The sequence below is a fragment of the Candidatus Methylomirabilota bacterium genome (assembly GCA_036002485.1).
Lineage (GTDB): Bacteria > Methylomirabilota > Methylomirabilia > Rokubacteriales > CSP1-6 > AR37.
In genome coordinates this window covers 1-15218 of record DASYTI010000119.1, presented here as the reverse complement: position 1 = coordinate 15218, position 15218 = coordinate 1, and the positions used below count along the sequence as shown (strand labels likewise).

General features: G+C 68.7%; 13 protein-coding genes. All 13 read left to right on the top strand.

The window, feature by feature from the left end; all coding sequences use genetic code 11:
- The coding region (locus VGT00_12380; GenBank protein ID HEV8532208.1) for a 3'-5' exonuclease at window positions 1–1539 on the top strand (1539 nt) is incomplete at its 5' end.
- A 225-nt stretch (window positions 1540–1764) separates the two neighbouring features.
- Window positions 1765–2064: an Asp-tRNA(Asn)/Glu-tRNA(Gln) amidotransferase subunit GatC gene (gene gatC, locus VGT00_12375; GenBank protein ID HEV8532207.1), complete on the top strand. Its 300-nt coding sequence runs from the start codon at window positions 1765–1767 to the stop codon at window positions 2062–2064.
- A gap of 3 nt (window positions 2065–2067) precedes the next feature.
- The gene (gene gatA, locus VGT00_12370; protein HEV8532206.1) at window positions 2068–3528 is read left to right on the top strand and encodes an Asp-tRNA(Asn)/Glu-tRNA(Gln) amidotransferase subunit GatA; all 1461 of its coding nucleotides are present in this window, start codon (window positions 2068–2070) and stop codon (window positions 3526–3528) included.
- The gene (gatB, locus tag VGT00_12365) at window positions 3525–4976 is read left to right on the top strand and encodes an Asp-tRNA(Asn)/Glu-tRNA(Gln) amidotransferase subunit GatB (protein HEV8532205.1); all 1452 of its coding nucleotides are present in this window, start codon (window positions 3525–3527) and stop codon (window positions 4974–4976) included. Before gatA ends, gatB begins: the two co-directional genes overlap by 4 nt.
- Before the next feature lie 26 nt (window positions 4977–5002).
- Entirely contained in the window at window positions 5003–5674 is a 672-nt protein-coding gene (locus VGT00_12360) for an ATP-binding cassette domain-containing protein (protein ID HEV8532204.1), read from the top strand.
- A 3-nt stretch (window positions 5675–5677) separates the two neighbouring features.
- The gene (locus VGT00_12355) at window positions 5678–6562 is read left to right on the top strand and encodes an ABC transporter permease (GenBank protein HEV8532203.1); all 885 of its coding nucleotides are present in this window, start codon (window positions 5678–5680) and stop codon (window positions 6560–6562) included.
- Entirely contained in the window at window positions 6559–7785 is a 1227-nt protein-coding gene (locus VGT00_12350; GenBank protein HEV8532202.1) for a peptidoglycan DD-metalloendopeptidase family protein, read from the top strand. The genes VGT00_12355 and VGT00_12350 overlap by 4 nt, the downstream gene beginning before the upstream one ends.
- A gap of 40 nt (window positions 7786–7825) precedes the next feature.
- Window positions 7826–9103, top strand: coding sequence for a S41 family peptidase (locus tag VGT00_12345; protein HEV8532201.1), 1278 nt, complete (start codon window positions 7826–7828; stop codon window positions 9101–9103).
- 134 nt (window positions 9104–9237) lie between these two features.
- A complete protein-coding gene (locus VGT00_12340; GenBank protein ID HEV8532200.1) occupies window positions 9238–10119 on the top strand; it encodes a divergent polysaccharide deacetylase family protein in 882 nt (293 codons plus the stop codon).
- A 237-nt stretch (window positions 10120–10356) separates the two neighbouring features.
- Window positions 10357–11358 carry a tRNA (adenosine(37)-N6)-threonylcarbamoyltransferase complex transferase subunit TsaD gene (gene tsaD / locus VGT00_12335; protein HEV8532199.1) on the top strand — a complete coding sequence of 334 codons (1002 nt, stop codon included), beginning with the start codon at window positions 10357–10359 and terminating at the stop codon, window positions 11356–11358.
- Window positions 11358–12446: an ATP-binding protein gene (locus VGT00_12330; GenBank protein HEV8532198.1), complete on the top strand. Its 1089-nt coding sequence runs from the start codon at window positions 11358–11360 to the stop codon at window positions 12444–12446. Before tsaD ends, VGT00_12330 begins: the two co-directional genes overlap by 1 nt.
- Window positions 12447–12641: 195 nt before the next feature.
- Window positions 12642–14069, top strand: a complete 1428-nt coding sequence (locus tag VGT00_12325; protein HEV8532197.1) for a sigma-54 dependent transcriptional regulator — start codon at window positions 12642–12644, stop codon at window positions 14067–14069.
- A 175-nt stretch (window positions 14070–14244) separates the two neighbouring features.
- The coding region (locus tag VGT00_12320) for an ABC transporter substrate-binding protein (GenBank protein HEV8532196.1) at window positions 14245–15218 on the top strand (974 nt) is incomplete at its 3' end.

The window sequence follows — 15218 nt, the reverse complement described above, 5'->3', positions numbered from 1 at the left end:
GTGGACGAGTACCAGGACACCAATCGCGCGCAGTACCGCATCGTCCAGCTCCTCACCGAGGCCCACCGCAACCTCTGCGTGGTGGGAGACCCCGACCAGTCCGTGTACCGCTGGCGCGGCGCCGATCTCCGGAACATCCTGGATTTCGAGAAGGACTTTCCCGACTGCCTGGTCGTCCCTCTCGAGCAGAACTATCGCTCGACCAAGCGCATTCTGGATATCGCCTCCGGCGTCATCGCCCACAATGCCGCGCGGCGCGACAAGCGCCTGTGGACGGAGAATGCCGAGGGCGACCGCGCGCAGGTCTACCGCGCCTGGGACGAGAACGAGGAAGCGGGCTGGGTGGCCCAGACCATCCGCTCGCAGCACGCGGCAGGGGCGGACTATCGCGACGTGGCCGTCTTCTACCGCACCAATGCGCAGTCCCGCGTCCTGGAAGATGCGCTGCGCCGCGCCAGCATCCCCTACGTCATCGTGGGCGGCGTGCGCTTCTACGAGCGGCGCGAGGTCAAGGACCTTCTCGCGTATCTCCGCCTCGTGGTCAATCCCATGGACGACATCGCCTTTCGACGCGCGGTGGCCGCGCCGAGCCGCGGCATCGGCAAGGCCACGCTCGACCGTCTGGCCGAGGGCGCCCGCGCGCGCGGCCTCTCGCTCCTCGGGGCCAGCGCGGCGCCTGCGCCCGACCTGACGGCCAAGGCGCGCCGTGCCCTCGAGGATTTCGGAAAGCTCATGGCCAAGCTTGGCGCCCTCCGCGGAAGCCTGGCCGTGCCGGCCCTGATCGACGAGGTGGCGGCCCTCTCCGGCTATCGCGACATGCTCAAGGCGGAGCGGACCGCCGAGGCGGAGGCCCGGCTCGAGAACATCGAGGAGCTGGTGGCGGCCTCGGAGGAGTTCATGGCCACTCGGCTGGCCGCGCAGGCGCTGGCTCCGGACGCGGACACGAGCTCGGCCGTGACCCTCGAAGCCTTTCTGGACTCCGTGGCCCTCGTGGCCGACGTGGACGCCCTCGACGAGGATGCGGCGGGCGTGACCCTGATGACATTGCACTCGGCCAAGGGGCTCGAGTTTCCCCTGGTCTTCCTGACCGGCATGGAAGAGGGTGTCTTTCCTCACTCACGCTCCATGGACGACTCCGAGGAGCTGGAGGAAGAGCGGCGGCTCTGCTATGTCGGCATCACGCGGGCCGAGCAGCGGCTCTGGCTGTCCTATGCGATGCACCGTCGCATCCAGGGCTATGGAGTGGGGGAACCCTCGCGCTTCCTTCTCGAGATTCCCGAAGACCAGATCGTGCTGCTCAATGCGGGGCGCTCCGAGCCCGTGGTGCCGCGCCTCCCCTCTGGCTCACGCGTCCCCGCCGAGCCCGAAGACGATGACCTGCCCTTCCGCGTGGGGGCCAAGCTGCGCCACGCGCGCTGGGGCGAGGGCCTCCTCGTCGGCATCCAACGTGAGGGCGCCGATGTCATCGCCACCGTCCATTTCGCCAGCGTGGGGCGCAAGCGCCTGTCGCTCCAATACGCGCACCTCGAGGAGCTCTAGTCTTGCAAGGCAGTCACACGTCAAGAACGTACGGTTGCACAAGCGAAGCTGTCGCCGGCGATTGTTGCCGGCGACGATGGGGGAGTGCGGGGGCCATTTCTAGGGGTGACCTCCGCGCACGCGGAGAAGCTCTGCGATCGCACGTGCGAAGCTGTCGCCGGCGGGTGCTGCCGGCGACAATGGGGGAGTGCGGGGGCCATTTCTAGGCCCCCGCTGATAAAGGAGATGGGTGCCCCAAAGATTACCCTCGCGGAGGTCGAACAAGTAGCGCGCCTCGCGCGTCTTGCCTTGACCGACACGGAGAAGGAAAAGATGCGCCGCGAGCTCGACGGCATCCTGACCTACATCGACAAGCTCCGTGCCCTCGACACCGAGGGCGTGCCGCCCACCTCGCGCGCGGTGCCCACGACCAACGTGATGCGCGAGGACGAGCTCAAGCCCTCCTTCCCTCGAGAAGACATGCTCGCCAATGCTCCCGATCGCGCGGGCGAGCTCTTCCGTGTGCCCAAGATCATCGAAGAGTAGACCATGCTGACCGGGCTCTCCGTTCACGAACTGGGCGCGCGATTCCGTCGAAAAGAAGCCACGCCCACGCAGGCCGCGCGCGCGTATCTCGACCGCATCTCGGCCCTCGATCCCAAGGTCAAGGCCTACATGACGGTGACGGCCGATCGGGCCCTCGCCCAGGCCGCCGCCGCCGACGCGCGCTTCCAGTCGGGGGCGCCCCTCGGTCTCCTCGACGGCATCCCGTTCGGGCTCAAGGACGTCCTGTGCACGCGCGGAATCCGCACGACCTGCAGCTCCAAGATCCTCGAGACATTCGTGCCTCCGTATGACGCCACCGTGGTCGCCAAGCTTCTCGCCGCGGGCGCCGTCATCCTGGGCAAGCTCAACATGGACGAGTTCGCCATGGGTTCCTCCACCGAGAACTCCGCCTTCTTCACCACGCGGAATCCCTGGGACCTGGCGCGAGTGCCCGGCGGCTCCTCGGGCGGCGCGGCCGCGGCCGTGGCCGCGGATCTCGCCGCGGCCACCCTCGGCACCGACACCGGGGGCTCCATCCGGCAGCCCGCTGCCTTCTGCGGCAATGTCGGCCTCAAGCCGACCTACGGACGCGTGTCACGCTATGGCCTCATCGCCTTCGCGTCCTCGCTCGACCAGGTCGGGCCCTTCGGCAAGGACGTCCGGGACGCCGCCCTCGTGCTCCAGGCCATCGCGGGGCACGATCCGATGGACTCGACGTCGGTGGACGTCGCCGTGCCCGACTATGCGGCGGAGCTCGAGGGGGGCGTGAGGGGACTCCGCATCGGGATTCCCGCGGAGTATTTCATCGAGGGCCTCGACCCGGAGGTGGAGGCCGCCGTGCGCGCTGCCATCGAGACGCTGAGAGGGCGGGGGGCGGAGACGCAGAGCGTCTCGCTGCCTCACACGGAGTACGGGCTGGCCGCCTACTATGTCATCGCTCCCGCCGAGGCCTCCTCTAACCTCGCGCGCTACGACGGCGTCAAGTACGGTCTCCGCGTGCCCGGGGCCCGCGACCTCATCGACATGTACAGTCGGACGCGCGGCGCGGGCTTCGGGGCCGAGGTCAAGCGGCGCGTCATGCTCGGCACCTATGCGCTGTCGGCCGGCTATTACGATGCCTACTATGGCCAGGCCCTCAAGGTTCGGACGCTCGTGCAGCGCGATTTCCAGCGGGCCTTCGAGCGTGTCGACATCATCGTGGCGCCGACGACTCCGGGCGTGGCCTTCAAGATGGGCGAGAGGGAAGACCCGCTGCAGATGTACCTGAACGATGTCTTCACCATTCCCGTCAACCTGGCCGGGCTGCCGGGCGTGTCGATCCCGGCGGGCTTCACCCAGACGGGATTGCCCATCGGGCTTCAGATCATCGGGAAGGCCTTCGACGAGGCGACGGTGCTCCGCGCCGCGCGCGCCTATGAAGCCGTCACCGCGTGGCACGAGAGAAAGCCGGAGCTCACGCCGTGACCCAAGCCTACGAGACCGTCATCGGCCTCGAGGTCCACGCGCAGCTTCTGACGCGGACCAAGATGTTCTGCGGCTGCTCCACGGCCTTCGGGGCTCCGCCCAATACCCAGACCTGTCCGGTTTGCCAGGGCATGCCGGGCACGCTGCCCGTCATCAACCGGCGGGCCATCGAGTATGGCATCAAGACGGCCCTCGCCCTTGGCTGCACGGTCAACGCGGACAATCGCTTCGCCCGCAAGCACTACTACTACCCCGACATGCCGAAGAACTATCAGATCAGCCAGTACGAAGAGCCGCTGGCCGAGCACGGCCGTCTCGAGGTCGAGGTGGGCGGCCTCCCGCGCGCCATCGGCATCCAGCGCCTCCACCTCGAGGAGGACGTGGGCAAGCTCGTCCACGAGGGCAGTCTCGAGAGGGCGCTGTCGAGCCAGGTCGACTTCAATCGCGCCGGCGTGCCCCTCATGGAGATCGTGTCCATGCCCGACATGCGCAGCTCCGAGGAGGCGGCGGCCTATCTCAAGGCCCTCCACGCCATCGTGGTCTACCTCGAGGTCTGCGACGGCAACATGGAGGAGGGCTCGTTCCGCTGCGACGCGAATATCTCCTTGCGCCGGCGCGGCGCGACGGAGTATGGCACCAAGGTCGAGATCAAGAACATGAACTCCTTCCGGAACGTCCAGCACGCCCTCGAGTACGAGATTACGCGGCAGGCGCACGCGCTCGAGACGGGCGAGCGGATCGTGCAGGAGACGCGGCTCTGGGATCCGGACAAGGCGCGGACGGTCTCCATGCGCTCGAAGGAGTTCGCCCACGACTATCGCTACTTCCCGGAGCCGGATCTGCCGCCCCTCGACGTCGAGCCGGCATGGATCGAGGGCGTTCGCGCGACGCTGCCCGAGCTGCCCGAGGCGCGGCGTGTGCGCTTCATGGAGGTGTATGGGCTCGGAGCCTACGACGCCGATCTCCTCACGGGTAGCCGGGCCCTCGCGGACTACTTCGAGTCCACCGTGCGCGCGTGCGGCAAGCCCAAGGCCGCCGCGAACTGGGTGCTCAACGAGCTCCTCCGCGAGCTGTCGGGTGACGACGAGCGGGCCCTCGCGGGATGTCCGATCCCTCCGGCGAATCTGGCCGGCCTCATCACCCTCATCGAGGACGGCACCATCAGCGGCAGGATCGCCAAGGACGTCTTCGAGAAGATGTACCGCTCCGGGGAAGACGCGCGCACCATCGTCAGCCGCGAGGGGCTGACCCAGGTGGCCGACGCGGGCGAGCTCTCGGCCGTGATCGACCAGGTTCTGGCCCAGCATCCCAAAGTCGTCGAGGACTGGAAGAACGGCAAGAAGGCGGCGCGCGGCTTCCTGGTCGGGCAGGTGATGAAGGCCACGGCGGGCAAGGCCAGCCCTGCCGTCGTGAACTCGCTGCTGGACGAGAAACTACCGAAAGTCTGAAGGGTTAGATAGAATGGACGGAGCCTATGATTCGGCTCCACCACGTCTGTAAAGTCTTCGAAAGCGGGCCGATGAGGCTGCCCGCCCTGAACGACATCTCGTTCAGCGTCGACAAGGGCGAGTTCGTCGTCTTGAGCGGGGCGAGCGGGGCCGGCAAGACCACCCTCCTCCGCCTCCTCTATGCCGATGAGCGGGCCACCGAGGGCGAGATCGAGGTGGCCGGGTTCGACGTCAGGACCCTGCGCCGCTCGGAGGTTCCCCTTCTCCGGCGCTCGCTCGGCATCGTATTCCAGGACGCCAAGCTCCTCTCCGGCCGGACGGTGTTCGAGAACATCGCCTTCGTGCTCCGCGTGCTCGGGACGCCCCGACGCGAGATCACCCCGAAGGCCTTTCAGGCCCTCAAGGCCGTGGGGTTGTCTTCACGAGCGCAGGCTTATCCGGCGCAGCTCTCGCAGGGCGAGGCTCAGCGGGCGGCCCTGGCCCGGGCCATCGTCAAGTCGCCCGCTCTCCTTCTCGCGGACGAGCCCACGGGAAATCTCGACGAGGCCATGGCGGCCGAGATCCTCGACCTGATCAAGGACATAGGCAGCCGCGGCACCACTGTGCTCCTGGCCACGCATCAGACCCGCCTCGCCGCCCAGCTCAAGCGCCGCACGCTCAAATTGGGCGCCGGTGTCCTCCTGAAAGACGAGGGCTAGCCCGTGCTCAGCTTCATCGTCAGCGAGGCCTTCGTGGACTTGCGGCGGGCGGGCCGCGTGGGCGTCAGCGCCATCCTGCTCATCACCCTCTCCCTGACGGCCCTCGGCGGCTTCTGGCTCCTCTCGCTCAATCTCGGCCGGGCGGTGAGCCAGTGGCGCGACCGCGTCCGCGTCGTCATATTTCTCCGCGAAGAGCCGGCAGGTTCCGCTCTGGGCGATCTCGTCCGTCGCGTGGAAGGCCTGCCCGGCGTCCAGCGCGTGCGTTATGTCTCCAAGAGCCAGGCCCTCCAGTCGCTGCGGCAGTCCCTCGGGGCTCAAGCGGGCGTGCTCGAGCAGCTGCCGCGCAATCCGCTCCCCGCCTCCATGGAGGTCACCCCGGACGAGGACGCGACCACGCCGGAGGCGACACGGGAGCTGACGGCGCGCCTCAGCGCCTTGCCCGAGGTCGAAGACGTCCAGGGCGGGGCCGAATGGGTGGAGGGTCTCGCCCGATGGCAGCGGCTCTTCGAGATCATGGGGCTCGGGGTCGGGGCCGTGCTGGCCCTGGCCGCCATCCTGACCGTGACCACCGCGACCACGCTCGTCCTGCACGTGCGACGCGCGGAAACGGAGATCATGAGGCTGGTGGGCGCGAGCGAGGCCGTCATTCGCTTGCCCCAGCTGCTCCAGGGCATGGTCCAGGGGCTCCTCGGCGCGGTGGTGGCCCTGGCTCTGCTCGAGATCGCCTATGCCATCGGCGCGCCGCGGCTCGAGCCGCTCCTGAACCTGACCCTGGGTCTCGCGCGCGCCGTGTTCCTCTCGCTGCCGCAAATCCTGCTCCTCATCGCCGGGGGGGCAGGGCTGGGCGCCCTGGGCGGGCTCCTGGCCCGGGGCCGGGCGACCGCATGACGCGTCTCGCGCGCGCGAGTCTCATCGGCGCGGCGTTGCTGCTGGCCGCGGCCTCCGCGGCAGGGGCGCAGCCGAAGAAGGACGGCGCTGACCTCGGTGAGAAGGAGCGCACGCTGCAGCAGACCCAGAAGCGGCTCAAAGAGGAGCGCGTCAAGGCCGCCGACGCACGCAAGCGCGAGGCCTCGCTCCTCACCGAGCTCGAAGCCATCGACAAGCGTCTCACGGACAAGCGCCGTCAGGTGGCCGCCCTGGATGCGCGCGTCAAGCGGGCCCAGGCCGAGATCGGCGACCTTCAGCGCGACATCGCGCGGCTCGAGGTCCAGCGGGCGGGGCAGGAGGATGGCCTCGGCCAGCGTCTCCGGGCCATGCATCGCATCCAGGCGCAGGGCGGCGCGCTGCCCCTCCTGCTCTCGGGCGCCGATCCCGTCGCCCAGTCCGTCCGCCTGCGCCACTTGACCACGCTCGCCACGGTGGACGCGCGGATGATTCGAGAGTATCGTGTTACGTCCGAAGGTTTGGCCGACCGGAAGGCCCGCCTGGAGCAGAGCCGCCGGGAGCTCTCCGTGGTCAGGGGCCAGGCGGAAGAGGAGCGCGCCGAGGCCGACCGCGAGGCGGGCAAGCGGCGGCTCATCCTGGCCCGGGTCAAGGACGAACGGGCCTATCACGATCGCATGGTGGGGGAGCTCAGCGAGGCGACGCGTCGCCTCGAGGCCTTCATCAAGGACCTGCAGGAGAAGCGTCGGGTGGCCAGGATTCCGCCACCCTCGGTAAAACCGCCAAAGGCCGTACCCGGCGAGAGCACGCCGGGAGTAGGGTTGGGGGCGATGCGCGGACGCCTGGCCTGGCCGGCCGAGGGCCGGGTGGTCGAGGAGTACGGCGCGCGGGTCAATCCGCGATTCGGAACGAAGACGTTCCGCAACGGGATCGACATCGACGCCGTCGAGGGCTCGAATGTGCATGCCGTGTACCCGGGCCACGTGCTCTACACGGGATGGTTCCGAGGCTATGGCAACCTCGTGATCGTCGACCACGGCAACGAGTACTACACGCTGTACGCGCACATGGCCGACATGAAGGTGGCCGAGGGCGAGGATATCAAGCAGGGGCAGGTGATCGGGACGGTCGGGGACACGGGCTCGCTGCAGGGGCCGCGCCTCTATTTCGAGGTGCGCTACCAGGGGCGACCCCAGGACCCCGCTCAATGGCTGAAGCCGCGCGGCTGACCGTCGCGCGATTCGAACCGGCGGGACTAAGGAGACCACGATGAGCACCTTGCGTCACGTGAAGAAGGCGTTGATGATCTCGGCCCTCTTGCTCCTGCTCACCCTGTCTCTGGGGGGCGGGGTGGCCAGCAAGAGCAATGATCAGGCCGCCACCTACGAGAATCTCCGCCTCTTCACCGAGGTGCTCTCGATCATCCAGAGCCAGTACGTCGACGAAGTGCCGCCCAAAGACCTCGTCTACAGCGCGATCAAGGGCACCCTGCGTGGCCTCGATGCGCATTCCTCGTTCCTGGATCCCGACATGTACCGCGAGATGGGAGTGGAGACGACGGGGCAGTTCGGGGGCCTGGGCATCGAGATCACCCTCAAGGATGACATCCTGACCGTGGTGGCGCCCATCGAGGGCACGCCGGCCTTCCGCGCGGGCATCCTGCCCGGGGACCGCATCGTCAAGATCGAGGGCATGTCGACCAAGGACATGCAGCTCTCCGATGCCGTCAAGCGGATGCGCGGCAAGCCCGGGAGCAAGATCGTCATCAGCATCGTCCGCGAGGGCCTGACCGAGCCCAAGGACTACTCGATCACCCGCGAGCTGATCCAGGTGCAGTCCGTCAAGACCGGCGAGCTCGAGCCCGGCATCGAGTACATCCGCCTCCGCCAGTTCCAGGAGAAGACGGGCCAGGATGTCGAGGGGGCTCTGGAGAAGTACAACAAGGGCAAGAAGATCCAGGGTCTCGTCCTCGATCTCCGCAACAACCCGGGGGGACTCCTGACTTCCTCGGTCGAGGTGACCGAGAAGTTCCTGGAGTCGGGCAAGCTCGTCGTCTACACGGAAGGCCGCGTCCGCAACCAGAACATGCGCTTCCAGGCCGCGGGCAAGCGCATCTGGAGCGACTTCCCCATCATCGTTCTCGTCAACCAGGGCAGTGCCTCGGCCTCTGAGATCGTGGCCGGCGCCCTCCAGGACTGGGGCCGCGCGGTCGTCCTGGGCACGCAGAGCTTCGGCAAGGGCTCGGTGCAGACCATCATTCCGCTCTCCGATGGCTCGGGGTTGAGGCTGACCACGGCCAAGTACTTCACCCCCAAGGGCCGGTCCATCCACGGCAAGGGCATCACGCCGGACATCATCGTGGAGATGCCCAAGCCCGCGGCGGGCGAGCAGGCGCCGCCGCCCATCGTCGACGAGCAGGCGCGGCTCCAGGACCAGCTCAAGCGGGATCCCCAGCTGCAGCGCGCGGTCGATCTGCTCAAGGCCATGAAGATCATGGACAAGACCACGCGCCCGGCGGGCACGACGCCGCAGGTCTCGGTCCGCTAGCGGTCTGTCCAGGTTCCCATGCCCTCGCGAACAGGAATGTTCCGCTTCGAGCGCCGGCTTCGCCGGCGCACTCTGTTCGGGGGGAGGCTTCGGAAGGGGGGCGGAGCCCCCCTCCGAGCTGGCTAGCGAGGCGTATGCCGGCGCGAGTCTGGACGGCTCTCGCCGGGCTCATCGTCGTTCTGCTCGTGGCCGTGGTCGGCCTCGACCAGTGGCAGGCGCGGCGAGGGGAAGCGAGCCTCTTCGGCCTTCCGTGGAGCTCGCCGCCGGTCCCGTCGGTGGCGCGGGGGCCTCAGCCGAGGCGGGTGGCCTCGAGCGCCGCGGCTCCGCAGCCGGCCCCGCCCGCGGCGATCGGATCGCCGCGCGTCGCCGTCATCGTGGACGACCTGGGCGCGCGCCGCGATGTCTTCGATCCGCTCCGTGATCTCCGGCGACCCCTGACCGTGGCTGTGCTGCCGGGCCTCCCGCTCTCGGAGTGGACGGCGCGGGAAGCGGCGCAGGCGGGGATGGAAGTCCTCCTGGACCTGCCCATGGAGCCCTACCGCTATCCCGAGGTCGATCCAGGGCCCGGCTCGCTCTTGATGGCCATGAGCCCGCAGGAGCTCCAGCGTCAGGTCGGGGCGCATCTGGCCAGCGTGCCGGGCGCCGTTGGCGTCACCAACCACATGGGCTCGCGGATGACCGAGGACCGCGCGCGCATGCGCACGGTGGTGGAGGTGCTGGCGGGCCGACGGCTCTTCATGGTGGACGGGCTGACGAGCAACCTGTCCGTTGCCTACGACGAGGCCAAGGCCGGTGGCATCCGCGCGGGGCGGCGACAGATCATGGTCGACCACACGGCGGGAGAGGCCGGTGACCGGGTGCGCTGGGACGAGGTGGCCTGGTGGGCGGAGCGCCGCGGCGAGGTCATCGTGATCGCGCATGGGCATCCGCTCACCGCGCGTCTCCTGCGCGAGTATGTCCCGCGCTGGGAGGCGCGAGGCATCCGCCTCGTGCCCGTCTCGCAGCTAGCCAAGTAGTTCGAGCCGAAACGCTGCCGAGGAGCCGCAGGCGACGAGAGCGGTGAGGCGAGGGCTGGTTAGTTGACTTTCGACAAGTAGTTGACTTTCGAGCTGAGACGATGCCCGCCGTTCGAGTTGAGCGCCGACGGCGCGAGACGAGAGCTGAGTAGGATCCGCAGGCGTGGCCGTTCGAGCTGAGCGGCGAAGCCGCGAGGTGAGGGCTGAGTGAATGATCGGCGAGGCGAGAGCTAAATCATGATCGTGCTGGGAATCGAGACGTCCTGCGACGAGACAGCGGCTGCCGTGCTCGACGGCGGGCGCAAAGTGCTCGGGAGCGTTGTCGCCTCCCAGGACGACATCCACGCGCCCTATGGCGGCGTGGTGCCGGAGCTCGCCTCCCGGCGACACCTCGAAGTCATCGTGCCCGTGATTCGCCGGGCCCTCGCCGCCGCCGGCATGACCCTGCGCGACCTCGACGGCATCGCCGTGACCCAGGGGCCCGGGCTCGTGGGCTCGCTGCTCGTCGGGGTGCAGACCGCCAAGGCGCTGGCCTGGGTGCACGGCGCCCCCCTATGTGGGGTCAACCACCTCGAAGGACATATCTACGCCGCCTTCCTCGAGGCGCAGGTGCCCGACTACCCCTTCCTCGCTCTCGTCGTCTCGGGCGGCCACACCGCCCTCTATCTCGCCCGGGAGCCGCGGCGCTATGCGCGCATCGGCCGCACGCGCGATGATGCCGCGGGGGAAGCTTTCGACAAGGTCGCCAAGCTCCTGGGCCTGGGCTATCCGGGCGGTCCCGCCATCGAGCGCGTCGCGCGCGAGGGAAACGCGACGGCCCTCCGTCTCCCCACCGCCCAGATGACCGACGGGGCGCCGGACTTCTCCTTCAGCGGGATCAAGACGGCGGTGTCGCTGCACGTGCGGCGTGCCGGGCCCTTGTCCCCCTCGCAGATCGCCGACATTGCCGCCTCCTTTCAGGCCACCGTCGTCAAGATGCTCGTACGCAAGACGGTGCGCGCGGGGCAGGGGCTCGGGGTCCGTCGGATCGTCCTCACGGGCGGCGTGGCCGCCAATACCGCGCTGCGCGAGGCGCTCGAGGACGAGTGCGGCGAGCGGGGCTGGGAGCTCTTCGTCCCTTCCCGGCCGCTCTGCACCGACAATGCCGCCATGATCGCGGCCGCCGGCCACGACCGGCTCGAGGCGGGTGAGCGCGCGCCGCTGACCATGAACGCCGTTCCCGACCTGGCCCTCGCGTGATGATGGCCCATCCGCTCGACTACGAAGGGTTGGTGAGCGGCCTGCCGGACGCCCTCGTGGGCGTGGACACGGAGCTGCGCGTCATTCTGTGGAATCCGGCCGCCGAGGACTTGCTGGGCCGCTCCGCTCGGCGCGTGCTCGGTCGCACCCTCAAGGAGGTCTTCTCGCCCGAGACGTCCCTTGTCCGCCATTTGACCGATACGCTGTCCACCGGCGAGAGCCGCTCCGAGTCCTCCGCCGTGGTCGAGGGTCTCGATGGCCGCCCCGTGCACGTGAGCGTGGTCACGGCGCCGCTCGCTGGTCGCAGCGGAGCGGTGACCTCAGCCGTGGCCGTGGTGCGTGACATCTCGCGCCTGCGCCAGCTCGAGGCCGAGGTGCGCCGCGGGGAGACCCTGGCCGCGGCAGGGCAGATGGCCATGGGCCTCGCCCACGAGATCCGCAATCCCCTCTCGGCCATTCGGGGTGCCGTGCAGCTCATGCAGCGCGAGCTCGGAGACGAGGCCCGGTGGGGCGAGTACACCGCCGTCCTGCTGAAAGAGGTGACCCGGGTCAACAGCATCATCGAGATGCTGCTGGACGTCGGGCGCCCCGTCACGTTACGCCCCGTGCCCCTGAACGTCCATCAGCTCATCGAGCGCGTGGCCCTGCTCCTGGAAGGAGAAGCTGCCTCTCGCCGCATCACCTTCGTGCGGCGCTATGACCCGAGCCTGCCGCCCATCCTGGCCGACGAGGACCGGATCATGCAGGTCTTCCACAACCTCGTGCGCAATGCCATCGAGGCCATGCCCGGGGGCGGCCGATTGACGCTCGTCACGCGGCTGAGCATGAACCCGCTCTTCGCCAAGGTGGATCTCGGCCAGGGCCAGCGCAGCATGGCCGAGATCCAGATCGCCGACGAGGGGGCGGGCATTTCCGAGGCGACGCGGGCCAAGCTCTTCACGCCCTTCTTCACGACCAAGGAGCGAGGCCTGGGACTGGGTCTGGCCCTTTGCCACCGCATCGTCGACGAGCACCGGGGAGCCATGCAGGTCACGAGCGAGCCGGGGAAGGGGACGGCCATGTCCTGCTTCCTGCCCATCGCGAGATAATCCAGGGCGAGCCGGAGGACGTCGCGGGGCTGGGGCCCCGCCGTCCGAGGCGAGCGAAAGATGGAAATCCGAGCCGGAGGACGTCGCGGGCGAATTGCGAGCCATAGCACGGCCGGGGGCTGGGGCCCCCGCGTGCGAGGCGAGCTATCGTAAAGCGCCCCGCCGTCCGAGGTGAGCGAACCTAAGGGAATCAGCATGGCAGACGGACGCATCCTCATCGCCGACGACGAAGACGGGCTCCGCTGGGTCCTCGAGAAGGGATTCCGCGGCGCCGGCTACCAGGTTACGGCCGTCAAGGACGGTACCAGCGCCCTCCGGGAAGCCGAGGCTCAGCCTTTCGACCTGATCCTCCTGGACATCCGTATGCCGGGCATCGACGGCCTGACCCTGCTGGGGCGCATCCGCGGGAAGCGCCCCGATGCCCAGGTCGTGATCATGACCGCCCACGGCACCGTGGAGACGGCCATCCAGGCGATGCAGCAGGGCGCCTACGACTATCTGGCCAAGCCCTTCGACCTCGACGAGGCGCTCTTGCTGGCCGAGCGCGCGCTGACGGCGCGACGGCTCTCCCAGGAGGTGATCTCGCTCAAGACAGGGCTCAAGGAGGTCTGGGAGTTCGGGGCGCTCGTCGGTCGGCACCCGACCATGCAGGAGGTCTACAAGACCATCGGGCGCGTGGCGGCGAGCGACGTCAGCGTGCTGCTCCGGGGCGAGTCGGGGACGGGCAAGGAGGTGGTGGCGCGGGCCCTGCACCACTACAGCCGCCGCGCCGGCCGTCCCTTCGTGGGCATCTCGGCCGCGGCCATTCCCGCCACGCTCCTCGAGTCCGAGCTCTTCGGCCACGAGAAAGGCGCCTTCACCGACGCCAAGGAGCGCCGGCTCGGCAAGCTCGAGCTGGCCCACGGCGGCAGCGTCTTCTTCGACGAGATCGGCGACATGCCGCCCGAGCTGCAGGTCAAGCTCTTGCGGGCGCTCCAGGAGCGGGCCTTCGAGCGGGTAGGCGGCCACGAGCTCATCCGCATGGACGTGCGGGTGCTCGCGGCCACTCACCGCGATCTCGAAGCGATGATGAAGACGGGCCGCTTCCGGGAGGATCTCTTTTACCGGTTGAACGTGGTGAGCCTGTCCCTGCCCTCGCTGCGCGAGCGGCGCGGCGATATTCCCCTGCTCGTCGAGCACTTCCTCTCGAAGTACGCCGAGGCGCTGGGCGAGCGGGTCATCGCGCCCGAGGCCATGGATCGCCTGGCGGGTTACGAGTGGCCCGGCAATGTCCGCGAGCTCGAGAACGTGATCCAGCGCGCCATGGTCATGGCCTCGGGCGGGGTGATCGTGCCCGAGCATCTCCCCATCGGGCCCGTCTCGGCGGCCGCGGGGGTGGAGGCAGACGCCTCGCTGGAAGAGATCATCGAGAAGAAGATGATCGAGTGCGTGCGCGGGCTCCGCGGCCACACCTCGGCCAACCTGCACAGCCTCATGGTGGGGCTGGTCGAGAAGCCCCTCCTTCGCGCCGTCATGCGTGAGACCAAGGGCAATCAGGTGCGCGCCGCCCAGCTCCTCGGCATCAACCGCAACACGCTCCGCAAGAAGCTGAAGGAGCACGGCATCGATCCCGACGCGGCCTGAGCCAGCCCGCGTCATCCAGGACATCCCACGAAGGAGAACACATGGCGGCGAGGATTCCCTGGGCCCTCGAGCGATGAGAATGATGTCGGTCTTGCCCCGATGCGTGGCCGCGTCGATGGCGCTGGTTCTCGCCACATGGGGTGCCCCGGCTTCGTCCTCGGCCGCCGAGGGCACCATGACCTGGGGCGTTCATGTATCGCTCACCCCCGCCTTTTTCGATCCCGCGGATGCCACGGGCACGGCCTTGCCGCTCATGGTCCACTACGCGGTCCACGATGCCCTCGTGCGGCCGCTGCCGGGCCAGCGCATGGGCGCGGCCCTCGCCCAGTCGTGGTCGCAGAGCCCGGATGGACTCAGCTACGAATTCGTGCTGCGCAAGGGCATCAAGTTCCACGACGGCGAGCCCGTGACGGCCGAGGACGTCAAGTTCTCCTTCGAGCGCTACCGTGGGGCCAGCGCCACCGTGCTCAAGGCCAAGGTGGCCGCCGTGGAGATCGTGGGCCCGGGTCGCGTGCGCTTCCGTCTCAAGCAGCCCTGGCCGGATTTCATGACCTTCTTCGGAACGCCCGCCACCGGCGCCGCCTGGGTCGTCCCCAAGAAATACGTGGAGCGCGTGGGGGACGAAGGATACAAGCGGGCGCCCATCGGGGCCGGACCCTACCGCTTCGTCTCCTTCAAGCCTGGAGTAGAGCTCACGCTGGAGGCCTTCGATGGGTACTGGCGCAAGGCCCCCGCCATCAAGACGCTCGTCTTCAAGGTCATCCCCGACGACAGCACGCGCCTGGCCGCCCTCAAGCGCGGCGAGGTCGACGTCGCCTACGGGCTCACGGGGCCGCTGGCCGAAGAGGTCCGACGCAATCCCGAGCTCACCCTCAAGGCGGCCAAGATTCCCGTGTCCCTATGGCTCGTCTTCGCCGACCAGAGCGATCCCAAGTCGCCGTGGCACGATCGCCGGGTGCGCCTGGCCGCCAATCTCGCCATCGACCGGGACGCGATCAACAAGGCGGGCTATCTGGGGCTGGGCAAGCTCTCGTCGAGCTTCGTCCCGCACAGCCTCGAATACTACTGGGATCCGCCTCGCTATGCCCACGATCCGAAGCGCTCACGCCAGCTCCTGGCCGAGGCCGGCTATCCCAATGGCTTCGACGC